Genomic DNA, 24,264 nt, shown 5'->3' on the forward strand with positions numbered 1-24,264 from the left:
CCTGCCAGAGTTGAGCTGCGCACCTGTGCCGGGCCCGGACCGTGATGCTCTATCAGGCTTGGTTCTTAAACGGGACCTTTAGGGGCCAAACCTGATAGGGCATCGCGAGTTAAAGGCCGACGGCGGCCCCCACCGTTGGTGAGGACCGCCGTCGTGCGTCGTGCTTGGGGCAACTAGGGGCTAGAAGCCGCCCATGCCGCCCATGTCGTCGCCGCCACCCATGGCCGGAGCGTTCTTCTCCGGCTTATCGGCCACAACAGCCTCGGTGGTGAGGAACAGGCCGGCAATGGAGGCCGCGTTCTGAAGTGCAGAGCGGGTCACCTTGACGGGGTCGTTGATGCCGGCAGCCAGCAGGTCGACGTATTCGCCGGTTGCTGCGTTCAGGCCGTGGCCTGCAGGCAGGCCGCGGACCTTGTCCACCACAACGCCGGGCTCGAGGCCGGCGTTGAAGGCGATCTGCTTCAGCGGGGCGTCGATGGCAACGCGGACGATGTTGGCGCCCGTTGCTTCGTCACCCGTGAGGTTCAGGTTTGCGAACGCCTTGGCGCCGGCCTGGATCAGCGCAACGCCGCCACCGGCGACGATGCCTTCTTCAACAGCAGCCTTGGCGTTGCGGACAGCGTCCTCAATGCGGTGCTTGCGTTCCTTGAGCTCAACTTCGGTTGCGGCACCGGCCTTGATAACTGCAACGCCGCCGGCCAGCTTGGCCAGGCGTTCCTGCAGCTTCTCGCGGTCGTAGTCCGAATCGGAGTTCTCGATCTCGGCACGGATCTGGGAAACGCGCCCAGCGATCTGGTCGGCGTCGCCGGCACCTTCAACGATGGTGGTCTCGTCCTTGGTGACAACAACCTTGCGGGCGCGTCCCAGGAGTTCCAGTCCCGCGGTCTCCAGCTTGAGGCCGACTTCCTCGGCGATGACCTGGCCGCCGGTGAGGACGGCGATGTCGGCCAGTTGGGCCTTGCGGCGGTCGCCGAAGCCCGGAGCCTTGACGGCAACGGACTTGAAGGTGCCACGGATCTTGTTGACGATCAGGGTGGCCAGGGCCTCGCCCTCGATGTCCTCGGCAATGATCAGCAGCGGCTTGCTGGACTGCATGACCTTTTCCAGGACAGCAACGAGTTCCTTGACGTTGGAGATCTTGGAGTTGACGATCAGGATGTACGGATCCTCAAGGACCGTTTCCTGGCGATCGGTGTCGGTCACGAAGTAAGCGGAGATGTAACCCTTGTCGAAGCGCATGCCTTCGGTGAGTTCGAGCTCCAGGCCGAAGGTGTTGGACTCCTCGACCGTGATGACGCCTTCCTTGCCCACCTTGTCCAGGGCCTCGGCGATGAGGGCACCGATTTCATCGTCACCGGCGGAGATGGAAGCTGTGGCCGCAATCTCTTCCTTGGTTTCGATTTCCTTGGCGGAGGCAAGCAGCTCAACGGTGACGGCCTCTACGGCCTTCTCGATGCCGCGCTTGAGGGACAGCGGGTCAGCGCCGGCTGCAACGTTGCGCAGGCCTTCCTTGACCAGGGCCTGTGCCAGCACGGTAGCCGTGGTGGTGCCGTCGCCAGCGACGTCATCCGTCTTCTTGGCAACTTCCTTAACCAGCTCGGCGCCGATCTTTTCGTAAGGATCGTCCAGCTCGATCTCCTTGGCGATGGAAACACCATCGTTGGTGATCGTGGGGGCGCCCCACTTCTTTTCGAGGACGACATTGCGTCCACGCGGGCCGAGGGTGACCTTGACGGCGTCGGCGAGGATGTTCAGGCCCCGCTCAAGACCGCGGCGTGCCTCTTCATCAAATGCAATGATCTTGGCCATAACGGCAGTAGTCCTTTCGGGACAGTCGTTAAGAATGAACCTCACTGCAGTGCCCGCGACGGACGATCCTTCACCGGCGGCCTCTGTATGCCGCGGCTGGGGATCTCACTCCAGCTAGGTATTTCTTTCGCTCCACGGCCGGCACCAAGCTCCGAAACCGGCAGAAACCGGACGTTGCTTTAGCAGTCGGTACGTAGGAGTGCTAACTCAATAATTAGCACTCCCCACGTGAGAGTGCAAGCGAAAGCTTCTCTTTTCCGCTCTCTCACGGCGCGCCGTTCGCCACTGGCGATCAGGCCGCTGCCCGTCCTGCCGCCTCACGTCCGCTGAGCACGGCCCGGTTGTCAGGACCGTAGGTGAACACCATGAAGTTCGCCGAGGTGATATCTCCCTGGGCGTCGAAGGCAATCGGCCCCGATTCGCCGTCGTAATTGATCTTCGCCCCGGACTTCAGGACCGCCAGGCAGTCGGAATACGACCTGCACGGCTTGCCGGGCTGCCCGGCGCTCCCCCCGCCGGAAGAGCCACCGGCGGTGCCACCGGACACCGCGATCAGATTGGCCGCAATGGAGCGTCCGGCATCGTCATCAGCCGTCACCGCCGCCAAGGCCGCCAAATTCACGGCGTCGTAGGCCTCCGCCGCGAATGACAGGTCCTTCAACGCCGGGTTCACTGCCAGCAGCCGGGCCTGGAAATCTGCCGAAACAAGCACCCGGGGCACTACGGTGCGGGCTCCATCAAGGGCCTTTAAGCCGAGTCCGGGCCCGTACTGAGCGAACGCACCGTCACTGAGGATGAGTTTGCTGCCGGACAGCCCGGCATTGTTGAGCTCCTCGAGGGCGCCCTGGGCACCGTCCCGCGCGATCAGCACCACGGCGTCGGGCTTTGCCGCCTGGGCGACTGCGGCCGCCTGTAGCGCAGCACCCGGCTTGAATGCCGAGGTGCTGACCGTTTCCAGGCCGGCGTCTGTAGCGGCTGTCGTCACCGCGGCGGAGACATCCTTGCCGTAAACGCTGTCCTGGTGAATCACGGCAATGCTCTTGGCTCCGCCGTCCTTGGCAAGCTTTACCAGCACGGAGGCCTGGGCGATGTCAGCCGCGGCCGTCCGGAAGTAGTAGCCGCCGCTCTGGTAGGTGCTCAGGGCGGCCGCCGAGTTGGCCGGCGAAATCAGTGGAATCCTGTCAGCGGAGAGGACGTCGATGGCAGCTGCCGCATGGCTGGAATCAGTGGGTCCAATGACCACGTCGGCCTTGGCTGCGGTCAGGTTCGTGGCCTGCGATCCGGCGTCGGCCCCGGCCCCGATTATCAACTCAACAGGTTTGCCCTTGTGGCCGCCGGCGGCGTTGATGTCCTTCACGGCAAGCTCGGCGGCCGCCCGCTGTGAGTCGTTGAGGAAGCTCTGCTCCCCTGCACTGTCCTGTATCAGCCCGATGCGCAAGGCGCCGTCGCCGGAGGCTCCAACCGAGTCCAGCCGGGCGTTGCCTCCGGCGGCACCTGCACAGCCGGCCAGTGCCAGCAGGAGTGCCGCAGCTGTGGCGGTCCGCACAATTGGTGAACGCAGGCTGCGGGATTTCACGCTGCGGGCCGGACGCTTTCGGCCTGCGGGCCTTTCTCGCCTTCGCCGACTTCAAGCTCGACGCGCTGCCCTTCATTGAGGGCACGGTAGCCTTCACCATCGATGGCCGACCAGTGCACAAAGACATCGTCCCCGGAGCTATCCAGGGTGATGAAACCATAGCCTTTTTCGGCGTTGAACCACTTAACGGTTCCCAATGCCATGATGTCCACTCTTTCCGTAGTGCCGACGGTCCACTCCGCTGTGTGCGGCGTTTTACGGACCTACGCCTGAAATCACTCTAGCCACAAGCCGCCCTGCAGGCCGGGCTGCACGGCCGCTCCGGAGCCCAAAAGTTATTCACGCGTAACCGGGACGAGGGTTGCGGGGGGTTACCGGTAGCCCGGCCCCAGGACCACAACTAGGGGGACCTGGAACTCCTGGCTATTGACCAGAGTGGGAATGCCCAGGAGGGTGGCGAGCGCTTCGGCGTTGGGCTGCTGTGCTGCGCCGGAATAGTAGATGGCGGAGTTCTGCCGCGGAGCGCCGGTCCAGTTACCCACGGGCCCCAGCGTCCAGCCGTCATTCCGGACCATCGCGCTGACGCGTCCGGCGAGCCCGGCGGTTCCGGCGCCGTTGTACACGGCAACGCCCTGGGCCTTGTCCAGGACAGCGGCGGGCAGTTCGGTGGCGGACGGCGAGGGCGAGGCTTCGGGCTCAGCTTCCGGGCTCGCCGACGGTTCGGAACTCGGGGCCGCATGTTTGCTTGCCGACGGTGCCGCACTTGCTTCGGGCGACGCAGGCGCTTCCAGGCTCGTGGCGAGTTCACTGCCGGCCTGGGTGAAGCCGAGTTTGGGAAGGATCAGGAAGGAGACCAATCCGATGGCCAGCGCCAAGATTCCGACGGCAAGGATGGGCCAGAGTTTGCGCCGGACCGGCGCCGAGGCCGTGCGGTGGACGCCTTGCCTCGATGCGGTCTCCGGAACTTTGTCGAATTCATCCCGAGCGTATTTGGTCATGGTGCAGAGACATCCTTGCTGATTACTGCTGATGGCTCAGCACGAAGTTGGTCAGGCGTCGGAACCCAGGCGGCGTGCAGTGCGCGCCCGGTGACGCGACGTACGTAGTCTACGCAATCTCTTGACCAGCATGGGGTCGTGGGCCAGCGCAGCCTCGGAATCAATGAGGGCATTCAGCAGCTGATAGTAGTGCGTGGCGGACAGATCGAAGAGTTCCCTGACTGCCTGTTCCTTGGCTCCGGCGTACTTCCACCACTGCCGCTCCAGGGCCAGCATCTGCTGGTCACGCTCGCTCAACGGGGAGTCACGAACGGCGAAATCTGCCAGCAGCGGACTCCGCTCGGAGGGCTCCGCAACGTGTTCCTGAGCAGGCTCCGCCACGGCACTTCCCTTCGCTGGTGAGGTTGAAAATCTCATCCCATGTTACGGCGCAAATAACATCGTTGTCATTTTCGCTTCTCGGATTTTTTGTCCACTTATTCGGGTTTTTAGGTCTCCGATTCGCCGTTATCTGGACAAAAACTCCGAGGGGCGGCGCCGATCCCTGCGAGAATGGGACGGTGTTTGAATCCGACGCCCTGTTTGAGTTCGCGGCGGAGCCGGCTGATGCCGTGGGCTTCGCCGACCTCGCCGCGCTGCCGTTAGCGGCGCTGATGGCTGCCGACTGGGCGGTTGCGCTGGAACCGGTTGAAGCTGAGCTCCGGGACGTCCTCACTTTCCTTGCCGCCGAAGTCGCAGCCGGGCACGAAGTCCTGCCATCGCCGTCGAACGTCATGCGCGCCTTCAGGCTGCCGATGGCTGACGTTAAGGTCCTGATCGTGGGCCAAGACCCCTACCCGACGCCGGGCCACGCGATCGGACTTTCCTTCGCCGTCGACCCGCGGACGCGCCCCATCCCCCGAAGCCTGGCGAATATCTACCGCGAACTGGAGGCCGATCTCGGCATTCCCGCCCGCATCCACGGCGACCTGTCCACGTGGGCCGCCCAGGGCGTCCTCCTGCTGAACCGCGTCATGAGCGTCCGGGCCGGGGCCGCCGGCTCCCACCGTGGCAGGGGCTGGGAGGCCATTACGACGGCGGCAGTCACCGCAGTTGCCAACCGGTGCGCCGCCGACGGCGGCAGACCGCCGCTCGTGGCGGTGCTGTGGGGCAGGGATGCGGAGGGTGTCCTTCCCCTCCTGCCCGGCGCGGCGGTGGTCTCCAGTGCGCACCCGAGCCCGTTGTCGGCCTCGCGCGGCTTCTTCGGCTCCAAGCCTTTCAGCACCATTAATCAGTTGCTGCGGGAGCAGGGCTCGTCCGGCGTAACGTGGGAGCTCCCCCAGGTCGTCTAGCTTAGGGTTACCTTATGAGCACAGTCCCGGCCGCCACGAGCGCAATGAAGTCCACACGTCCGCAGATCGACCTCACGGTGATCCGCCGGGAAGAACTCTCGACCCACATGGTGAGGATCGTGGCCGGCGGCCCGGGTTTTTCCACCTACGTGAACAACAGCTTCGTGGACCGCTACGTGAAGATTGTCTTCCCGCAGCCCGGCGTTGGCTACGCCCAGCCCCTGGACCTGTGGACCATCCGAGAAACCATGCCTCGCCAGCAATGGCCGTTCACACGCACCTACACGGTCCGCTGGGTGGACAACGCCGCCCAGGAACTCGCGATTGACTTTGTAATCCACGGGGACGAGGGACTGGCCGGGCCCTGGGCTGCCGCCGCCAGGCCCGGCGACACCTTCACCCTTACCGGCCCCGGCGGCGCTTACAACCCGTCGTCCGACGCCGACTGGTACCTCTTCGCCGGGGACGAGGCCGCCCTGCCGGCCATCGCCGCAGGCATCGAATCGCTGCCGGCGGAGGCGCGTGGCCTGGCCTTCATTGAGGTGGACGGCGACGCCGACATCCAGCCCATCGATGCCCCGCCGGGCGTCCAGGTCTCGTGGCTCCGCCGCAACGGCGCGCCTGCCGGCACCGGCGATCTCCTTGTATCGGCAGTGGCCGACGCCGACTGGCCCGCCGGCCGGGTTGACGTTTTTGCCCACGGCGAGCGCGGCTACATGAAGGCCCTGCGCGACGTGTTCTATGTCCAGCGCGGCCTCGAGCGGAGCCAAGTGTCATTGTCCGGATACTGGGCCAAGGGAAGGGTGGAGGACGACTTCCAGGCCGAGAAGAAACTCCCCGTAGGGAAGATCTGAGCAGTCTCAGCGCAGCAGGCGCCCGCCCGCGAATAAACTTCGGGCGGCTTAACGCCGCCGGGCCCGGCGCCGCTCGTTGCTGGCCAGGCTGCGTGTCAGTGGACGCGCCAGCGTGTCCCCGAGGACAATGCCGGCCGCCGTGCCCAGGACAATTGCCCCGGCGTTGAGCATCCCCCCCGCGCCCAACAGGATTTCGGATTCCTCGATGGTCAGGACGTACATCGACCGGAAGATGGTCAGGCCGGGCAGCAGGATCAGTGCCGCCGGAACGGCCACCACCAGCTGGGGTGCGCCCATCTTCAGGGCCACCACCCTCGCCAGCAAGCCAATCACGACGGCGGCGAGCGCCGGGGAGAACCGGTCGCCGACGCCGAGCGAACCTGCTCCCAGAAGGACAAAGTAGCCCACCACTCCGACGCCTGCGGTGGGCAGCAGCAGGTCCCAGGAGGTCTGCTCCGTGACGCCGATGGCCATCACGGCGAGGGCGATGAAGATCACCAGGACCCACGCATCATAGGCGGCCGGGAACGTCTGGGTGACATCGATGGCCTGCATTCCGGTCATCGCGCCCACCACAAAGGCCACCGCGATGCCGGCCACAATGGCGCCGAAGGTCAGCAGGGTGGACAGGAAGCGGCCGGCGGCCGTTACGGGGAACCCGTTGATGGCGTCCTGGACGGAGGAGACCAGGCGCCCGGTGGGGAGGAGCAGGAGGATGCCGCCCACCACCACGATCGCCGGCGCATTGGTGAGGCCGAAGCGCCACAACAACAACGCGGTGAGAGTAACGGCGAAGGAGCAGGCCGCCGTCGTAAAGAAGTCCGGAACCCGCCACCGGCCCAGCTGGCGCGCCAACAGGCTGACGCCGAGGTTGGCCACAAAGGCGATGGCCGAGGACGCCGGCCCCCCGCCGAGGACGCCCACGAAGACTGCAGCGAAAACGCCGAAAGCCATGGTGACCATCCAGCGCGGGAACGGTTTGGGGCTGGTGATGGCCTCGTCCAGCCGGCGGATGGCCTCATCGCGGCCCAATCCCCCGGCCACGATGTCGGTGACCAGGCGGTGGACTTTGGCCAGGCCGGCGTAGTTGTTGGTCCAGGACCGCACCACCCGAAGCAGCGCGATGGGCGGCTGATCTTTGGGGGCGTAGTTGATGGCCACCGACTGGTTAGTGATGTCCACTTCGATATTTTTCAGGCCCAGCGCCGCGGTAACGGCAATGATGCTCGTCTCCACCTCCAAGGCGCCCGCCCCGTACCGGAACATGGTCTCGGCCAGGTGCAGGGCAAAGTCCAGGGTCTTGCGGGCGGAAGTGTCCACGCCGCCCACCTGGATCATGGGGTTGGCGTAGGGGCTCCCGGCGAGCCTGTCCACGATACTCAGTGGCGCCGTCGGCGGATTCTCCCCCTGGACCAGGCGCCGCAGCATCCGTTTGGCCGCCGCGTCCTGGCGAAGCTGGGAGGGCGACAGGGGCTCTGTCTTGGGCAGGCCGTCACTATGGGGCTTGCCTCGGGAATGTTCAGGACGTTTGGTCACGTTGGTCCTCCTCCCTATATGACGCTTGGTGGGTTGGTGTTATGCCTGCCGCTTCCGCGGCAGTTTGCCGAGCAGGATGCGGGCTGCGGCGACAGCTGCGCGGCCCAGGCGGTTGGCCTGGAACGCGAAGGGCCGCACCGGCATCACGAAGTCGCCAAGCAATTGGACCACGTCCCCGCCGAAGCCCTTCTTGAACTGGTAGCCGCCGTGGCCTTCCTCGTCCTGGCCCTCGATGCCAAAAGTGCCGTAGAAGTTGTAGCGGGCGTAACCCTTCTCGAGTCCGTGGAGCATCATGCCCCAGTACAGCGAGGTGGCGCCGTTGAAGTAGATGTAGTCCTGCTTGGTGCCGCCGATCACGCAGACTACTTCGTCGGCGTAGCAGACAAAGTGGATGGCGGCCACGGTAGCGACGCCGACGGAATCCGGGAACCGCTCAATGTCCTTGAGGCTGCGCTCATAGCTGTCCGCGAGGTCCTGGACCACCTTGAGTCGGTTCGCTTTCTTCTTGCTGCCGGTTTCCTCGATCTCGCGGCGCAGTTCGGCAGCGGACGCGGACTCGGCTTCAAGCCGTTCGGTGATGGACTTCCGGTACGCGGGAATGTCGATTTTGGCCATCATGAGCTTGGTGAACTCGGGCGAGGTGGTCCGCAGGAGGTGCTCGTAGTATTCGCGCTCCCGGTAGACGAAGCCCTTCTCGTCCCCGGCGGTGCTGAGCGCGTTGTAGAACTCATCCAGGGTCGCCAGAGTGGCTTGTTCCAGGAACACGCCGTTCTTCTCGGCCTTGCGGATGGCCTTGCGGGTCCGGTAGCTGGTGCTCATGATCAGCTCCTCGGAGTCCTTGATGCCTTCGAGATTCTTGATGAACATCCAGTTGACGTTGACGAAGTCCATCTCCGAGCCCTGGTGTTCAAAGCTCAGGCGCCCCAAGTCGGCCACGAGCGGCCTGTTGTCCGTTAGCTCGGGGTGCTCGGCGCCGTCTTCATCACGGGCGATGTACGTCAGGTTCGGCGAAATCCGCAGTTCAGCGGCCTTGCGGCCCGCGGCGCGTTCTTTGAGAAGCCCGACGACGTCGCGCACCAGAGCCGCGTCCGTGTAGTCCATGAGGGGGCCCTTGGCGCACTCGCACACCGTGTAGCCCCACCGGGTGGTGGTGTAGTTCAGTTTGCCGGCGGCCACCAGTTCGCCGTCGCGCCTGACACCGAACAGTTCCACAGCCTGGCCGCGGGCACGCTGGAACCTGGCGAAGTCAACGGACTGGATGAAGCTGTTCTGCGGGTGGCTGAGTGCGAAAGTCTCGAATTCCGCATCGCTGAGGACGCCGAGCTGGAGCCCGGCTTCTGCCTTGGTTGGATTCACGGAAGTAACCTCATCTGTGGCTGCGCCGCCGGGTGGGGCATGCGCTGGCATTCGTGGTGGGCGGTGGTGTGTGTTGCTAGGGCGCTGTCAGTAGAACTGCTGGCCGGTGCGGGCGGTTTCGAGCCGGCGGAAGATCCGTTCCGCACCCTTGACCCACAGGGCGTACCGGACCGGGGCCAGGACGAAGTCATGGCAGCCGACGAAGTCCGTGACCGTTTTGGTGAAGCTCGTTTTGAACATGCCCATGCCGTACAGGTGATGGGCCTTGTCCTTGATCTGGGCCGCCGGCGGGGTCCCGCAGAAGTCGTACTCGGTGCAGCCGAGTTCCTGCATGCGGCGGATGGCCGCCCACTGGACCAGATGGGAATCGCCGTACTGCTTGCGGTTCTGGGTGGAGCCGCCGTCCTTGTAGGTTGCCTTGGCACCGTAGTTGATCACGAAGGCACCGACGCTGGGTTTGCCGTCCTCCTCCACGAAGAAAAACCGGCCCAGGCCGCGGTTGCAGAACTCATCCCAGAATTGGGCGTAGTACTCGTAGCTGCGCAGGGGCATGGAACCCTTGGCATTCACGGTGTCCGCCATGAGCTCATAGAGTGCCCGGTACGTTTCCGGGCTGCTCTCGCGTTCCAGCACCTCGCAGCCTTCGCGTTCGGCGCGTCGGATCGCGTTCCGGGCGCGGGACGAAATGGCGCGGAACACCTCGTTATCCGGTGCGGCGGTGTCCAGCAGCGCAGTGGAGTCATTGGACTGGATGTTGGGTGCCTTCACCAGACCGGCGGCCGCGAGCTGTGCCTGGACTTCCGGCGAGGAGATGATGTCCGGTTCAATCTTGATGCTGAACACGTTGAGCTTGCGGCTCCGGGCGAACACGGCGCAGGCATCCAGGGCTGGCTTGAGGTCGGCGACCGATTCAAGGTCCGGCCCCTTGATCAGGTACCAGAGGCGGCCCAGGACGGGGAACTTTTTCTCCAGGACCAGGTCGTAGCTGGACGTTCCGCCCGACTCCAGGACAAGGAAGCGGACACTCCAGCCGCTGCCCTTCTTCACGGCCGCGTAGGCCGCAGACTGCAGCATGTTGCCGCCGCTGGGGTTGGCGGTGACGTGCTTGTCCCAGTTCTCAATTTCCTCCGCTGTGGCAAAGCGGGCGGTGAATTCTCGCAAGGGGGCAGTGTCCAATCTCAGGGTTTTGTTCGCGGTTCTGTTCTCGTGGCTGCGTGCGGACATGTAGCCACAAGTCTAAAGCCTGATCCGGTGCGGCCGTTCCAGCAGGGCCCGTGGCGGCTTGACTCGCAGGCCCCGCTTCGCAAGGGTTGACACATGAAGTTACGCCCGGAAAAGTCCGTCGAGAGGCACAGGGATGCCAGCCTGAAACGCGGGCCCGGCGCCCAGGCGGTTGCGCTCCTGCTGTTCCTGGCAGCCTCCGCGCTGGTCGCGTGGCTGGGTGCGTTTGCCACCATCAACAACGTCAATGGCTGGTATGTCGGCGCTGACAAAGCCCCCTGGTCGCCACCCAACTGGCTGTTCGGCCCGGTGTGGACAGTCCTCTACACGGCCATGGCGGTGGCCGCCTGGCTGGCCTGGCGCCGCCACAGTCCGGCATCCCGGCCGGCGCTGGTCATATACGGCGTGCAGTTGTGCCTCAACCTAGTGTGGACGCCCACTTTCTTCAGCCTGTATCCGCTGATCGGCACTTCTGCTCTCTGGCTGGCATTTGCCATCATCCTGGCGCTCATTGTGGCAGTGACCGTTACGGTGGTCCGCTTCGGCTCCATCAGCCGGCCGGCCGGACTCCTGTTGTTGCCTTACATCACCTGGATTGTGTTCGCGTCCTCGCTCAACCTTTGGGCCGCGTTGAACAACTAACCCGGTTCCGCAGCGTGGCCCCGCACACAGGAGGGCCGTCGAATTCTGCACCATCATTCCGGTGCTGGGCGCCGCCGCCTACGGATATAGGCGGGCCGCACCAGGGCCCGGCCGAACGATTGAGCAAAATCAGCTGCGGAGCCGCTCCACCGCGGCCAGGAGCACGTCCCCGTCGCCCTTCAGGCCATCCGAACTCGACGCCGGCCCGCCTTCCCACATGGCGTTGAGATACAACCCGTCCCCCATATACAGCACGGCCTTGGCCATCCCGCTGCCAACGTCCGCGGCGATCAGGTCCAGCCACTGCCGCTGGATGGCAGCGAACCGGCGCCTGGCCTCCACATGGGCCACTTCCGCCAGCCGGCTGGCGGCGAGGAAGGAGCGGTCCATCGGCGAGTCGGACCAGAGCGAGGACCGGATGAAGTAGGCCGCCGCGCCTTCCGGCGCCGCTGCCATGAGGGCAAGATCCTCCCCGGCGAGGGAATCCAGACGCTCCAACATGGCTGTGATCAGCGCTTCCTTATTAGGAAAGTGGTACAGCAGGCCGCCTTTGGACACGCCGGCCCGCTTGGCCACGGCATCCAACGTGGCAGCCCGCTCCCCCACGCCGATCAAGAGGTCTTCAAAAGCGTCGAGGACAGCATCGCGGGCTACGGGTTTCCTGGGCATGGCTTCCATCATGCATGGTCGGCACCCCAACACTCGCGGGAGCCATGGAGCTGGCGGCGGGCCTGCCTGCTCCGCTCGGCGAGGGGCTCCGCGCAGCGGCGCGCCTCGCCTTTCATTCGGGCGTCCACATCACTGCCGCAATTGCGCTGGTACTGATGGCCGGCGCGGCGGCCATCAGCGCCGTCGCACTCCGGAAGATTCCGACGGCGGACTAGGCACTGCGGCGCGGCTCCGGCGGGCGCGGCGCGGTCGCACAAGTGGGCCCGGTGACGGAAAAGGTACCGGCACCGGGCCGTCCGTGCGCCACGGCGGGCAAAGCCAAGGCGCGCGTCGGACTGCTACTTCGCGTCGGGCGCAGTGACGCTTGCCGAGGCCTTCATGGTCTCAGCGTTAACCATCCACGCGTACTGCTCCAGTTTGGCGATGAATTCGTGCAGCAGGTCAGCGGTGGTGGGATCCTCTTCTTCCACCTCGTCATGGACCTTGCGCATGGTCCCTACCGCAGCCTCAAGCGCAGCCACGATCCGCTCGATGGCGTCCTTGGTGCTAATGAGACCCTCGGGGAACTGAGCCAGCGAGGTGGACTTGGCCACGGTGGCGCTGCGGCCGTCCGGCAGGGCATGGAGGGCACGCATCCGCTCGGCCATGTCGTCCGCGAACGCGCGCGCGGCATCAACGATTTCGTCCAGCTGCAGGTGCAGGTCCCGGAAGTTGGTTCCCACGATGTTCCAGTGGGCCTGCTTGCCTTGGATGTGCAGCTCGATCAGGTCGGTAAGTACGGCCTGCAGGTTGTTGGTCAGGGTCGGTGAAGCTTTCATGAATCCTCCTCGATTGGTCCAGTAATACCGACGCTATCAGTCCGGCCGGGGCCGTGACATCTGGACAGACACGATTTCTCAGTAAGCTTACTAAGCTGTCCGGCAGCGCCCAAGGGTGGGCTTCATCGCGGCCCTCCTGTACTCCACAGGCAGGAAGTTACCAGCAGGTAGACAAGGCGCGAATTCATGCTACGTTTCACTCGTGACCCGTAACCGGACAGCACTGACCCGCCTCCTCACCCGCCCCGCCGGGAAGGTCACGGTGCCGCGGCTGATCGGCGCATTCGCCCTGGGCGGTTCGCTGGCCTTCGCCGGCATGAGCCACCTCACCGTGGCGCGGCAGGAATTTCAGGCGCAGGTCCCGCCCTGGTTCCCGCTGGACAAGGACTTTGTAGTGCTGGCATCCGGCGTGGTTGAAATCAGCCTTGGCGCCGCATTGATCGCCCTGCGGAAGCGCCGCGTCCCGGTGGGGCTGCTGGCAGCAGCGTTCTTCATCCTGATCTTCCCCGGCAACATCTCGCAGTATATGACGGGGGCGGACGCCTTCGGATTGAACACGGACCGTGACCGGCTCTTGCGGTTGTTCTTCCAGCCAGTGCTGGTCGCGTGGGCGCTGTGGTCCAGCGGAGCGTGGAGGGAACTGCGCACCGCCCTGCGCAAGGGCAGCCGCCCGGCCTAGCTCCGCCGTCGGACTTCACAAAATCCGATACCGCCCATCAGCGGCTGGTTGCTCTGCCGTGAGCGTGCAAACCTGTCGCGAGCGTGCGAGCTTTGCCGTGAGCGCACAAGGCGCCTTGCCCGGAAGGCATCCGGGCAAGGCATCCTGTTGGGGTTTCCCATTTTGTCCTCAACGGCATTTCGTCGGCGCACTGACCGTCACCAGAAGTGCGCTACATCCACCACCAGGCGCGATCCGGAACCAGGGCCAGCCATGGTGAAGGCCCGGAACGGGAGTCGGGCGCGGACGCCCAGGCCGATGCTCGTGTAGCCTTCGAAGCTGCCTGCAGAAGCCACCTGACGGAAGGTCTGGTAGCCCGAAACGTCGGACAGTTCGGCCTTAGCCGCCGGGCTGTACGTGACGTTGCCATTGCTGTCATAGGACGGTGCGTTCACAGTTACCTGGAGGAATGCAGAACCCAGCAGCGGGATTTCAAAACCTGAACCGTCCTGGACCACGACCGGAACATACCGAACCGTGTAGCCGGCAACAGGGCCGTTGAGATCAACCACCATCCTGTCGAAGCAGTAGTGCTGCCCCGTCCGGACATTGGTGACGGATGCGGTGCTCATCGCCGGGTCTGTTTCAGCCAGCGACCCCCAGGCGAGTCCGCAATACGATGTGGCTGCCGAGGCGGGCCCCGGAGCCAGGAAACCCAATCCGACAGCCATCAGAATGACTGTCAGCCACGTGTGAATCTTTTTCATTGTGGGCCACCCTTCGAGTGATTAGGTAGCTCAAGCGTAGGAGCATCGAAGGCCTTTAGGCAGGGTTGTGGCCGCTTCGGCACGGAACCGTTAAACGCGGCTGCCGCGGGTCACGCCGGAGTACTTCGGCGGCGCAATTGGAGCAGAAAGAAACGCTTTTAACACCATTTCTGCACTCCACCGTTACTCGTGATAACGACGCCGGGCCGGCCCCGCCCGGGTGTTCCGCACCAGCCGCCGTGAAGACGCGAATGCCCCGTCGGGCCGGACCTGACGGGGCACTTTTTCACGCTGCAGGGCGTGGAATCTTTCAGCCTTCGCATTCGATGCAGTACTTTATGCCGTTCTTTTCACGCGCGACCTGGGACTGGTGGCGGACCAGGAAGCATGATGCGCACGTAAACTCATCGGACTGCTCGGGAACAACAACAACGGTCAACTCTTCGCCGGAGAGATCGGCGCCGGGGAGGTCAATACCCTCAGCCGTATCGGTCTCCTCGACATCGATGACTGCGGTCTGGGCATTTCCGCCGCGGGATGCCTGCAGGGCCTCCAGTGATTCGGCGGAAGACTCGTCATCCGTCTTGCGTGGAGCGTCGTAATCGGTAGCCATAACGGGGTTCACTTTCGTTGCTGCGCGGCACCATTTCAGGCGCCTCAGTGAAGCAGTTTAGGTCATAAGACCGGTAGTTAAGCAATAGCCCGCGAAACCGGACAGATTCTATTGGCCAGCGCGGGGTTAAGCTGCAGTAGCCAGCATTCCATGTTGGGCCCGGGGGAGGCATCGTGGCCGCCAAACTCAACCGCAAAGCATTGAGCCATGCGCGCAAACTCATTGCGACTGGAAAAGTTGAACGCGATGTCCGCGATGACTGGAGCGAACATGCCCCGTCTGCCGACGACGAAAACGCGTACATCGCAGTGAACGCGCCTTCGTCGAAGAATCGCCCACAGGTTAGTCGGCGCCGCGCAGTTGACAGTTCTGCCGGGACACGGTCTACTCATTGTATCTTCAACTAAACCTTCTGATTCGAAGTACGCCCGTCAGGAGCACTATGAGCCTCCCCGATAAACCCAATGCAGCAGAAGTGCTTATCGCAGGCTTCCGGCATGTTGTGGCAACCGCCGGATCAACTGACCCGTCTGCACCACTGGTGGTGCTGTTGCATGGGCGCGGTTCCAATGAGGGTGAGATACTCGGCTTCTTCGGGGCTGACGGCGAGTACGATTCCAGCATGAACCTGACCGACCGCAACGGGAGCCAACCTCACCTCGTAGTGCTCACTGTCAGACCCCACGGGTAGCTCTGGAGCCTCCTGTCAGATTCGAACTGACGACCCCCGCTTTACAAGAGCGGTGCTCTGGCCAACTGAGCTAAGGAGGCGCACCCCAATCGGGGCGTACGCCAGAACGGCGCTAGATAAGGTTAGCCCAAGTCCGCCCGCTCGTAAAAATGGGCCGGCCTCGCCGCAAGGAGATAATGACAATGGCCCGGCCCCGGAGTGAATCCGGGGCCGGGCCATGCAATGTCAGCGACCCGGGCAGATCAGCCCTTTGCGGCGATCGCTGCCTGCAGGAAGTCCGGGAACGGGGTCTGTGCGCTGGCGCCCTTGCCCCACTGCTGGCCGTCAACGAACACTGTGGGCGTGCCGGTGACGCCAATGGCGGCAGCCTGCTTGGTAGTGAACTTCACGAACGGGCGGTAAGTCTTCTCATCGATGCAGCTGTCAATGGGCTTGGCGCCGATGTCCGTGGCCATGGTCTTGAGTTTGTCGTCAGAGATCCCCGCGGAGCCTTCGGCAGGCTGGTTCGCGAACAGCGAGTCAACAAACTCCGCGTACTTTTCCGGGGATTCGTTCACAACGCAGGCTGCGGCGTTGGCCGCGCGCGATGAGTAGTTCGTCGAGGACCGGTTGTCCAGGAAGCCGAGGGCGCGGTATTCCACGGTGATCTTGCCTTCGTTGCGCAGCGTTGTCAGCTGCGCGTTGTACTGCACCTCGAAGTTCTTGCAGACCGGGCAGATGAAGTCCACGTAGAGGACCACCTTCACGGGCTTGCCGGCTTCAGCCTCGGCACCAGGGGCGACGACTTCCGCCGGGACAGTCTGCGGCGGTTCTCCCACGGACGCGGCATCAACGGTGGCCGGTTCCAGCTTCGCCACGTCGGTATTGGCGAGCAACGTAATTCCACCGTTGACGTTGCCGTTGGCCGGCATGGGTCCTTGGTCGGCAACGGGGGCGTTCTGCCGCATGGTTGTGGTCACCACAAGGGCCACCACCGCAAGGATGGCCACCACGGCCACCACAATGCCCCAGCCGATCAGCAGCTTATTGCGCTTGTCCTTCTTCAGCTGGGCCTCGCGGATCAGGCGGGCTTTCTCGCGCGCCTCCGAGGTTCGCTCAGCTTTGGACTTGCGTGCGTCATTTGCGGGGCTCATGTGTTCCTTGGGTCGATTGACATAGGGCGTCCACTCGGTGGCAACTCCACCATTTTAGGGGAGAAACCTGAGAGCTTGCCCCTTCAAGCATTCCGCCCTCAAAACCAACGGACGAATAGCCGCGGAGATTCTCTCCTATTAAGGTGGCTTAAAGCCAAGAACAAACCCAGGGAGCAGCAATGCAAACACCCGTCCAAGAAAAATCACCAGCCGAACCCGAACCCGGCGCGGCCACGCGCGGTCACGGCCCGGCCACAAAGTACGACTTTATGGTGGTGTCCAACAGGCTGCCGGTTGACCGCAGCACGCCGGGTGAGAGCGGCGACGACGGCTCCGGCTGGCGCCGCTCCCCCGGCGGCTTGGTGACTGCCCTCGCCCCGATGATGTCCAAGACCGACGGCGCATGGGTGGGTTGGCACGGTGCTCCGGACGAAACGGTCGAGCCGTTCAGCCATGGCGGCATGGACCTGGTCCCGATCCAGCTCAGCACGGACGACGTGGAGCTCTACTACGAGGGCTTCTCCAACGCCACCCTGTGGCCGCTGTATCACGACGTCATCGCCCCGCCGGAGTTCCACCGGACCTGGTGGGACGCCTACCGTAGGGTAAATCAAAGGTTCGCCGACGCCGTCGTCCGCTATGCCGATGAGGGCGCCACAGTGTGGGTCCAGGACTACCAGCTGCAGCTGGTACCGCGGCTCCTGCGGGAGGCCCGGCCGGACCTCAGGATCGGGTTCTTCAACCACATCCCCTTCCCGCCGCCGGAAATCTTCGCCCAGCTGCCGTGGCGGCGTGCCATCATCGACGGCCTGATGGGCGCAGACCTCGTAGGCTTCCAGCGCCCCAGCGACGCCGGCAACTTCATGCGCTCCGCGCGGCGGTTCCTGGGCGCCAGTGTGAAGCAGCAGCAAGTGCACGTGAAGGGCCACGACGGCAAAATTACGCACATCGCCAGAGCCCAGGCCTTCCCGATCTCCATTGACGTGGCACAGATCAGCGAGCTGGCCCACAATCCGGACATCATCGAGCGCGCTCGCCAGATCCGCCAGGATCTCGGCAACCCCAAGACCATCCTCCTGGGCGTTGACCGACTGGATTACACCAAGGGCATCCGCCACCGGCTCAAGGCCTTCGAGGAACTCCTGAACGAAGGCAAGCTCGCCGTCACGGACGCCACCCTTATCCAGGTGGCCAGCCCCAGCCGGGAACGCGTGGAGCAGTACCGGCTGCTGAGGGAGGAGATCGAGGGTACCGTCGGCCACATCAACGGCACGTATGACACCATCCAGAACACCGCCGTCCGCTACCTCCACCACAGTTATCCCGTCGAGGAAATGGTGGCGCTGTACCTCGCCGCCGACGTCATGCTGGTCACGGCCCTGCGGGACGGCATGAACCTCGTCGCCAAGGAATACGTCACGGCCCGCAAGGACAACGACGGAGCCCTGGTACTCAGCGAGTTCGCCGGCGCCGCGGACCAGCTCAAGCAGGCCCTGCTGATGAATCCGCACGATATTGACGGCCTCAAAGACACCATCATGCGGGCCGTTAACATGTCCCCCCGGGACGCCGCGCGCCGGATGCGGTCCATGCGCAAGCAGATCCTGGAGCACGACGTCGACCATTGGTCAGCTGACTTCCTGGCGGCCCTGAACGAGAAAGTTGTCCGCGATGACTCCTGATCCCCGGCCCGCCAAGGACCCGCTTACCCTGTCTCCGGAACTCCGGGAGGCCGCCCGTCGGATCGCCCGGACGGAACACCTGCTCGTGGCCCTGGACTTCGACGGCACCATCTCCCCGATCGTTGACCGGGCCGGCGACGCCCGCCCCCTTCCGCGCTCCGCCGCGGCGTTTGCCGGGCTGGCCGCCCTTCCGAGGACGACGACGGCTCTCCTCTCAGGACGGGCCCTCGCCAGCCTGCGAGCGGTGGCTTCGCCGCCGGTGGACACGCTGCTGATCGGCAGCCACGGCGCCGAAGCCTGGCTGGGCCCCGACTCCGCGGAACTGACCCTGGATGATGGCCAGCGCCTGCTGCTCGCCGAAGTCCGTGGCGTCCTGGAGGAAATTGTTGAGCAGGCTCCGGGCACGCTGCTCGAAGACAAACCCGCCGGCGTGGTCCTGCACACCCGCCTGGCTAAAGACGATGTTGCCGAGGACGCCGTGGCCGCGGCCCGTTCGGTCCTCCAGGAGCGCAAAGGCGTTTTCCTGAAGAACGGCAAGCGGGTCCTGGAAACTTCGGTGGTGAACGCATCCAAAGGCGAGGGCCTGACGTTCCTGCGACAGATCACCGGGGCCACCGCGGTCCTTTTCGCCGGTGACGACGTCACGGACGAGGACGCCTTGGCACGCCTGGAAGCCGGTGATGTCGGCGTCAAAGTGGGACTGGACTTCACCCAGGCGGAATTCCGGGTGGAGGCGCCGGCCCATGTCGCGGAACTGCTTGAAGCCCTCCTGCAGGAACGCAGCCTGGCTGTGGCCGAAGAGGAACCAGGCCACGCCTGAGATGGCCCAGCATGGCCAACCTCGCATGTGACCTCCGTAACATTTGAAACAATAAGCAATTCGTCTGACATACTCTTGTTTGTGACGTGGCGCACAGAACCGTGCGGCGTCAAGCGATACTCCTCGGCTTCGGCCGGGGAGTACACGGCTGCAATGCCGTGGATAACTGAATTACATGAACCATTCACTACGGATCGTCCGGCACGTACCTGCCGGTGAAGGGACTGATAACTGTGGCTACAGTTACTTTTGATAACGCTACGCGTCTGTACCCGGGCACAGAGAAGCCCGCTGTTGACAAGCTCAACATTGAAATCGCCGATGGCGAATTTCTGGTCCTGGTTGGACCCTCCGGTTGCGGCAAGTCCACCTCCCTGCGCATGCTCGCGGGCCTCGAGGACGTCAATGCCGGCCGGATCCTGATTGGCGACCGCGACGTCACCGACGTTCCGCCGAAGGACCGCGACATCGCGATGGTTTTCCAGAACTACGCGCTGTACCCGCACATGACTGTTGCGGACAACATGGGCTTCGCGTTGAAGATCGCCGGCGTCTCCAAGGAGGAGCGCGCCGAGCGTGTCCGCGAAGCCGCCAAGCTTCTTGACCTTGAACCGTACCTGGACCGCAAGCCGAAGGCACTTTCCGGCGGCCAGCGCCAGCGTGTTGCCATGGGCCGCGCCATCGTGCGTAACCCGCAGGTGTTCCTTATGGACGAACCGCTTTCCAACCTGGACGCCAAGCTGCGTGTCCAGACGCGTACGCAGATCGCCTCCCTGACCCGCCGCCTGGGCGTCACCACCGTTTACGTCACCCACGACCAGGTTGAAGCCATGACCATGGGCGACCGCGTCGCAGTCCTCAAGGACGGCCTGCTGATGCAGGTTGACACCCCCCGCCACCTCTACGACAAGCCCAAGAACGTCTTCGTTGCCGGCTTCATCGGCTCCCCCGCCATGAACCTGCTCGAACTCCCAGTCGTCGACGGCGGCGTCCAGTTCGGCGGGACGGTCTACCCCGTGCCGCGCAATGTCCTCGAAGAGGCCCACGGCAGCACCGTCACCCTGGGTTCACGCCCCGAGGACCTGGAGCAGGCCGCGCAAGGTGAGGGTCTCCAGGTCGAGGTCGATGTTGTTGAAGAACTCGGTGCTGACGCTTACGTCTACGGCCACACCACACTGGACGGCAAGGACCACGACATCGTGGCCCGCGTCGACGGCCGCCGCCCCCCGATGAAGGGTGAGACCATCTACGTCCGGCCGCAGTCGGGCCACGTGCACCTGTTCGACACCAAGACCGGCCTGCGCCTGGGCGACTGACCGCCCCAGTTTACGGTGGTTGAGCCTGTCGAAACCCCGGGCAAAACCAAAGCAATAACGACGGCGGCCCTCCCCCTTAACGGGAGGGCCGCCGTCGTTCGTTCTGGGCACTTTGCCCTTGGCCCCCCGATGTACGGAAGAATTGACCCATGAGCGATGAACACAATGCCCAGTGGCACGACGAGCCCACGGACTACGCGCAGGTGGGCAAACTGCCGCGCATCGAGGCAGCGAGCGCCAAGGATGACAAAAACCTTGCCATCTCCAGCTCGCTCAATATCACCGCTGCATCCGCGGATCCTGAACTTTTGGACCTGCCGTGGCACATCGCACTGGAGGACTGGCCATCGGAAAACCTGGCGGCGCTCCCCCGAGGCATCTCCCGGCACATCGTGCGTTTCGCGCACTTGGGCGGCTCCGTTATCGCCATCAAGGAAACGTCCGAACATATTGCCCGCCACGAATACCACATGCTCCGCAAGCTGGCCCGCCTGGATGTCCCCTGCGTTGTCCCGGTAGCAGTCATCACCGGCCGCACCACCCTGGACGGCCGCCCCCTGAACCCCGTGCTGGTCACGCGCCACCTGAAGTTCTCCATGCCGTACCGCGCGCTGTTCTCGCAGATGCTGCGCAAGGACACCCTGACCCGCCTTATCGACGCCCAGGCGCTGCTGATGGTCAGGCTGCACCTCATCGGCTTCTACTGGGGCGACGTCTCGCTGTCCAACACGCTGTTCCGCCGCGATGCCGGCGCGTTCGCCGCCTACCTGGTGGACGCCGAAACCGGCGAGCTCTACCCCGATCTGTCCACCGGCCAGCGCGAGTACGACCTCGAGATCGCCCGGGTCAACATCGCCGGCGAGCTGATGGACCTCCTCGATGGCGGCCTGATCGAGGAGAAGGTGGACCCCGTGGCCACCAGCGAACTCATCATGGAAAGCTACCGCCGGCTCTGGGCGGAGCTGACGGAGAAGGAATCCTTCGAGCTCGGCGAACGCTGGCGGGTGGCGGCCCGCATCCGGCGGCTCAACGAACTCGGGTTCGACGTCGAGGAATACGCCATCAAGACCACCCAGAACGGTTCCAGCATCCAGCTCCAGCCCAAGGTGGTGGACGCGGGCCACCACATGCGCCGGCTGCTGCGCCTGACCGGACTGGATGCCCAGGAGAACCAAGCCAGGCGCCTGCTCAATGACATGGACACCTTCCGCGCGGACAACAACCCGGGGATGGACGAGGAATACAGCGCGCACCTGTGGGTCAGCCAGGTCTTCGAGCCGATTGTGCGTTCGATCCCCCGCGACCTGTCCCGCAAGCTGGAGCCGGCGGAGGCCGTGCATGAGGTCCTGGAGCACCGCTGGTACATGTCCGAGGAACATTCACGCCACATACCACTCGCGGAGGCTGTGCAGTCCTACATCGATTCCGTCCTGCGCCACCGCCGCGATGAGGCGGCCATCATGCTCAACCCGGATACGGACATGATCAAGATTCTTGAAGTGGAAACCGAGGAGTCCAGGTACGGGGCGGACGAAGCCGCCGAGGAATACCCGGACGTCGACGACTAAGCCAAACCGAGCCTAGATGGCCTTGCCGGGGTTCAGGATGCCGGTAGGGTCAAAGAGTTCCTTGATCCTACGCTGGAGGCCCCGGACCGGTTCCGGCTGTTCCAGACCCAGCCAGCGCAGTTTATACTGCCCGATCCCGTGCTCCCCGGTGATGGTGCCACCCATCTCCAGGGCGGCCGCGACGGAGGCATCCAGGGCCAGGTTCAGCCGCTCCATGGCCTCTGCATCCACTGCCTTGTCCGCGCGGTCAATCCAGAACGTGGGGTGCAGGTTGCCGTCGCCCGCGTGCGCCACCACCTTAAGGTTTACGTCATGCCTGGCAGCCAGGTCTTCGAGCTCGGCAACATAGTCCACCAGGCGTGAGCGCGGCACGGCGACGTCCTCGCCCACACAGTACTGGTCGTCCACCTCGGCGCCACGGCTGTTCCGGCGGAGCTCCACGAGCTGCTCGGCTTCCGCCGTGGATTCGGTACTCACCGTTGCGCCGCCGGCGGCCAGAACGGAACGGACGATGTCGGCCTCCGCCGCAGCGCCGAACCCATCAGTCTGGATCAGGAGCAGCGAACCGCCCCGCGAACTCAGGTCCGAGCCGTGGAGCACGTCCAGCTGTGCCAGCGTGCCGCCGTCGAGCAGTTCCATAATGGCCGGCTGCACACGGGCCCGGCCCACCGCGAGGACACCCGCGGCGGCCTCCCTGAAGCCTGGGTAGAACGCGGCGATGGTCTGCACATCACGGGGCAGGTACTTGAGCCGCACCGTTGCCCCCACCACGATCCCCAGCGTCCCCTCCGAGCCGACGAACAGGCTCGTCAGGTCGTAGCCTGCAACGCCCTTGAATGTCTGGTGGCCAGTGTGGATCAGGGACCCGTCGGCCAGCACCACGTCCAGTGCCAAGACCGAGTCCCTGGTCACGCCATACTTTGCGCAGCGCAGTCCCCCCGCGTTGGTGGCAACGTTGCCGCCGATGGTTGAGGAGCGGAAGCTCGCCGGATCCGGCGCGTACATCAGCCCGTAGGGAGCCGCGGCCTCGTTGAGAGCCGCGTTTACCACCCCGGGTTCGACGACGGCGGTCTCGTCATCGGGGTTCAGATCAAGAATGCGGTTCATCCGTTCCAGTGACAGGACAACGCTGTTCCGGCTCGCGTGCGCGCCGCCGGAAACACCGGTCCCGGCTCCGCGGGCCACCACGGAAATCCCTTGGGCGCCGCACAGCCTGACCACAGCCTGGACATCCGCCGTCGACCGGGCGAAGACCACGGCTTCGGGCAGTTGGAATTCCAGGACCGGGGCCTGGTCCACGGCATACCTGGCCAGCGCTGCCTTCTCGGCGCTGACCTGTTCTACGCCGACCGCCCCCACCAGCTCTTCAACCAAGCTGCCCACGCAGCCTCCCGTCGTCGTCGTTCCCCCCAGTCTAGGGCGACGTACCCTCGAGTGCGTGGGGACAACGTCCGCGGCTCGACCGCGGATGTCCGGAGTTCCCCACCCAGTTCCTGGACAGGTCCAGCACTGCCGTACCGCCCGCATGATCCCTGACTGCTCAGTGCCCGTGGCTTGCGCTGCTGCTAGTTCGCCCCGCCCATGAACCTCACGAAGCGGTCGAGTACTGTGGGCCAGTCCGCGGCGTAGGAGGCACGTGTGGCGGCCGGGTCCTCGGCGCCTTCCCAGCCGTCATGGACCAAGCGCAGTTCCGTTCCATCCGGCACCGCCCTGAAGGCCACCCTCAGCTCGGTCGACCAGAGCGCGGTGGTCCCGGGGTGCCAGGACGCGTGGAAGGACAGGGGCGGCTGCCAGTCATCGAGGGTGCCCCAGACAGCGGTCCTGCCGTCGTCAGCCGTTTCCAGGATGAGGTTCTCTTCAAACTCGACGTAGGAGCCAGCCCCGTACACGCCATGTGATTCCAGCGGCCACCACAAATGGGTGTGGTCCGTGAACCCGGCAAAGGCTTGAGCTACCGGGCCCGGCACCGTCACCGCATAGACGACAGGTTCCAGGCTCGCCGTGGGCTCTGCGGGGACGGCGAGCGCGTCGCCCGAGTGACTGAAAAGGTTATCCATGGACGTCAACTCTACGCGGACCTCCCCCAACGCTCTCTCGCTTGGTGCTGGTTTGGGTGGTTGTGTGGGTGGGTGGTTAACGTGGGAGAGCCCCCGGACACGTGGTGTTCGGGGGCTCTCGACCGGTAATAGTGTTCCGGCGGTGACCT

At 64.5% G+C, this 24,264-nt stretch carries 25 protein-coding genes and 1 tRNA gene; 10 read left to right on the forward strand and 16 right to left on the reverse strand.

All coding sequences use genetic code 11. From position 1 onward, the window contains the following. Positions 1-180: 180 nt before the first annotated feature. The 5 genes from groL to ABIB45_RS12760 all read right to left on the reverse strand — a co-directional run bounded on the left by groL (position 181) and on the right by ABIB45_RS12760 (position 4,764). Positions 181-1,809: a chaperonin GroEL gene (gene groL, locus ABIB45_RS12740; protein ID WP_309820170.1), complete on the reverse strand. Its 1,629-nt coding sequence runs from the start codon at positions 1,807-1,809 to the stop codon at positions 181-183. A gap of 292 nt (positions 1,810-2,101) precedes the next feature. Beyond that, positions 2,102-3,385 (reverse strand): ABC transporter substrate-binding protein, encoded by a 1,284-nt coding sequence (locus tag ABIB45_RS12745; protein ID WP_354216214.1) that lies wholly within the window; start codon positions 3,383-3,385, stop codon positions 2,102-2,104. Next, positions 3,382-3,588: a cold-shock protein gene (locus ABIB45_RS12750; protein WP_354216215.1), complete on the reverse strand. Its 207-nt coding sequence runs from the start codon at positions 3,586-3,588 to the stop codon at positions 3,382-3,384. Before ABIB45_RS12750 ends, ABIB45_RS12745 begins: the two co-directional genes overlap by 4 nt. Before the next feature lie 168 nt (positions 3,589-3,756). Next, positions 3,757-4,383 carry a LytR C-terminal domain-containing protein gene (locus ABIB45_RS12755; RefSeq protein ID WP_354216216.1) on the reverse strand — a complete coding sequence of 209 codons (627 nt, stop codon included), beginning with the start codon at positions 4,381-4,383 and terminating at the stop codon, positions 3,757-3,759. A 51-nt stretch (positions 4,384-4,434) separates the two neighbouring features. Beyond that, a complete protein-coding gene (locus ABIB45_RS12760) occupies positions 4,435-4,764 on the reverse strand; it encodes a DUF3263 domain-containing protein (protein ID WP_502909215.1) in 330 nt (109 codons plus the stop codon). 179 nt (positions 4,765-4,943) lie between these two features. Between ABIB45_RS12760 and ABIB45_RS12765 the strand changes: the two genes are divergently transcribed. Together ABIB45_RS12765 and ABIB45_RS12770 are read left to right on the forward strand one after the other, a co-directional pair. Further along, positions 4,944-5,714, forward strand: coding sequence for a uracil-DNA glycosylase (locus ABIB45_RS12765; protein ID WP_354216217.1), 771 nt, complete (start codon positions 4,944-4,946; stop codon positions 5,712-5,714). A 14-nt stretch (positions 5,715-5,728) separates the two neighbouring features. Next, positions 5,729-6,568, forward strand: a complete 840-nt coding sequence (locus ABIB45_RS12770) for a siderophore-interacting protein (RefSeq protein WP_354216218.1) — start codon at positions 5,729-5,731, stop codon at positions 6,566-6,568. A 48-nt stretch (positions 6,569-6,616) separates the two neighbouring features. Here the strand turns inward: ABIB45_RS12770 and ABIB45_RS12775 are convergent, their stop codons facing one another. From ABIB45_RS12775 to ABIB45_RS12785, 3 genes are all read right to left on the reverse strand, one after another. After that, positions 6,617-8,104: a threonine/serine exporter family protein gene (locus ABIB45_RS12775; RefSeq protein ID WP_354216219.1), complete on the reverse strand. Its 1,488-nt coding sequence runs from the start codon at positions 8,102-8,104 to the stop codon at positions 6,617-6,619. 39 nt (positions 8,105-8,143) lie between these two features. Further along, a complete protein-coding gene (locus tag ABIB45_RS12780; protein WP_354216220.1) occupies positions 8,144-9,460 on the reverse strand; it encodes a peptidoglycan bridge formation glycyltransferase FemA/FemB family protein in 1,317 nt (438 codons plus the stop codon). Between the two features lie 87 nt (positions 9,461-9,547). Further along, positions 9,548-10,684, reverse strand: coding sequence for a lipid II:glycine glycyltransferase FemX (locus tag ABIB45_RS12785; RefSeq protein ID WP_354216222.1), 1,137 nt, complete (start codon positions 10,682-10,684; stop codon positions 9,548-9,550). 93 nt (positions 10,685-10,777) lie between these two features. On the opposite strand from ABIB45_RS12785, the gene ABIB45_RS12790 reads away from it, so the two are divergent. Next, entirely contained in the window at positions 10,778-11,323 is a 546-nt protein-coding gene (locus ABIB45_RS12790; RefSeq protein ID WP_354216223.1) for a TspO/MBR family protein, read from the forward strand. A 129-nt stretch (positions 11,324-11,452) separates the two neighbouring features. Here ABIB45_RS12790 and ABIB45_RS12795 read toward each other — a convergent pair whose 3' ends face one another. After that, complete coding sequence (locus ABIB45_RS12795; RefSeq protein ID WP_354216224.1) at positions 11,453-11,992, reverse strand: TetR/AcrR family transcriptional regulator; 540 nt, start codon at positions 11,990-11,992, stop codon at positions 11,453-11,455. Between the two features lie 14 nt (positions 11,993-12,006). Between ABIB45_RS12795 and ABIB45_RS12800 the strand changes: the two genes are divergently transcribed. Beyond that, positions 12,007-12,207: a hypothetical protein gene (locus ABIB45_RS12800; protein WP_354216225.1), complete on the forward strand. Its 201-nt coding sequence runs from the start codon at positions 12,007-12,009 to the stop codon at positions 12,205-12,207. Between the two features lie 123 nt (positions 12,208-12,330). On the opposite strand, the gene ABIB45_RS12805 is transcribed toward ABIB45_RS12800, so the two are convergent. Continuing rightward, positions 12,331-12,810, reverse strand: a complete 480-nt coding sequence (locus tag ABIB45_RS12805; protein WP_354216226.1) for a Dps family protein — start codon at positions 12,808-12,810, stop codon at positions 12,331-12,333. Positions 12,811-13,012: 202 nt separating this feature from the next. Between ABIB45_RS12805 and ABIB45_RS12810 the strand changes: the two genes are divergently transcribed. Beyond that, positions 13,013-13,489 carry a DoxX family protein gene (locus ABIB45_RS12810; RefSeq protein WP_354216227.1) on the forward strand — a complete coding sequence of 159 codons (477 nt, stop codon included), beginning with the start codon at positions 13,013-13,015 and terminating at the stop codon, positions 13,487-13,489. Between the two features lie 197 nt (positions 13,490-13,686). Here the strand turns inward: ABIB45_RS12810 and ABIB45_RS12815 are convergent, their stop codons facing one another. Both ABIB45_RS12815 and ABIB45_RS12820 read right to left on the reverse strand, forming a co-directional pair. Then, positions 13,687-14,235, reverse strand: a complete 549-nt coding sequence (locus ABIB45_RS12815) for an AMIN-like domain-containing (lipo)protein (RefSeq protein WP_354216228.1) — start codon at positions 14,233-14,235, stop codon at positions 13,687-13,689. 310 nt (positions 14,236-14,545) lie between these two features. Next, positions 14,546-14,848 carry a DUF4193 domain-containing protein gene (locus ABIB45_RS12820; RefSeq protein WP_354216229.1) on the reverse strand — a complete coding sequence of 101 codons (303 nt, stop codon included), beginning with the start codon at positions 14,846-14,848 and terminating at the stop codon, positions 14,546-14,548. 442 nt (positions 14,849-15,290) lie between these two features. Here ABIB45_RS12820 and ABIB45_RS12825 point away from each other — a divergent pair, with 442 nt between their 5' ends. Next, the gene (locus ABIB45_RS12825) at positions 15,291-15,539 is read left to right on the forward strand and encodes a hypothetical protein (protein ID WP_354216230.1); all 249 of its coding nucleotides are present in this window, start codon (positions 15,291-15,293) and stop codon (positions 15,537-15,539) included. A gap of 3 nt (positions 15,540-15,542) precedes the next feature. Here the strand turns inward: ABIB45_RS12825 and ABIB45_RS12830 are convergent. Both ABIB45_RS12830 and ABIB45_RS12835 read right to left on the reverse strand, forming a co-directional pair. After that, positions 15,543-15,619 (reverse strand) — tRNA-Thr (locus tag ABIB45_RS12830). Positions 15,620-15,781: 162 nt separating this feature from the next. Continuing rightward, the gene (locus ABIB45_RS12835; RefSeq protein ID WP_354216231.1) at positions 15,782-16,672 is read right to left on the reverse strand and encodes a DsbA family protein; all 891 of its coding nucleotides are present in this window, start codon (positions 16,670-16,672) and stop codon (positions 15,782-15,784) included. Positions 16,673-16,851: 179 nt separating this feature from the next. Between ABIB45_RS12835 and ABIB45_RS12840 the strand changes: the two genes are divergently transcribed. From ABIB45_RS12840 to ABIB45_RS12855, 4 genes are all read left to right on the forward strand, one after another. Continuing rightward, positions 16,852-18,354 carry an alpha,alpha-trehalose-phosphate synthase (UDP-forming) gene (locus ABIB45_RS12840; RefSeq protein ID WP_354216232.1) on the forward strand — a complete coding sequence of 501 codons (1,503 nt, stop codon included), beginning with the start codon at positions 16,852-16,854 and terminating at the stop codon, positions 18,352-18,354. Then, positions 18,344-19,174, forward strand: coding sequence for a trehalose-phosphatase (gene otsB / locus ABIB45_RS12845; RefSeq protein ID WP_354216233.1), 831 nt, complete (start codon positions 18,344-18,346; stop codon positions 19,172-19,174). The genes ABIB45_RS12840 and otsB overlap by 11 nt, the downstream gene beginning before the upstream one ends. A gap of 233 nt (positions 19,175-19,407) precedes the next feature. Beyond that, positions 19,408-20,490, forward strand: coding sequence for an ABC transporter ATP-binding protein (locus tag ABIB45_RS12850; protein ID WP_354216234.1), 1,083 nt, complete (start codon positions 19,408-19,410; stop codon positions 20,488-20,490). A gap of 149 nt (positions 20,491-20,639) precedes the next feature. Beyond that, on the forward strand, positions 20,640-22,058 hold the full coding sequence (locus ABIB45_RS12855) for a DUF4032 domain-containing protein (RefSeq protein ID WP_354216235.1): 1,419 nt from the start codon (positions 20,640-20,642) through the stop codon (positions 22,056-22,058). Positions 22,059-22,070: 12 nt separating this feature from the next. Here the strand turns inward: ABIB45_RS12855 and ABIB45_RS12860 are convergent, their stop codons facing one another. Both ABIB45_RS12860 and ABIB45_RS12865 read right to left on the reverse strand, forming a co-directional pair. Continuing rightward, entirely contained in the window at positions 22,071-23,420 is a 1,350-nt protein-coding gene (locus ABIB45_RS12860) for an FAD-binding oxidoreductase (protein WP_502909218.1), read from the reverse strand. A 203-nt stretch (positions 23,421-23,623) separates the two neighbouring features. Next, complete coding sequence (locus ABIB45_RS12865) at positions 23,624-24,115, reverse strand: SRPBCC domain-containing protein (RefSeq protein WP_354216237.1); 492 nt, start codon at positions 24,113-24,115, stop codon at positions 23,624-23,626. Positions 24,116-24,264 lie beyond the last annotated feature (149 nt).

Origin of the sequence: Arthrobacter sp. UYCo732, from assembly GCF_040547265.1 — a bacterium.
In the GTDB taxonomy this organism is placed as follows: Bacteria; Actinomycetota; Actinomycetes; order Actinomycetales; family Micrococcaceae; genus Arthrobacter.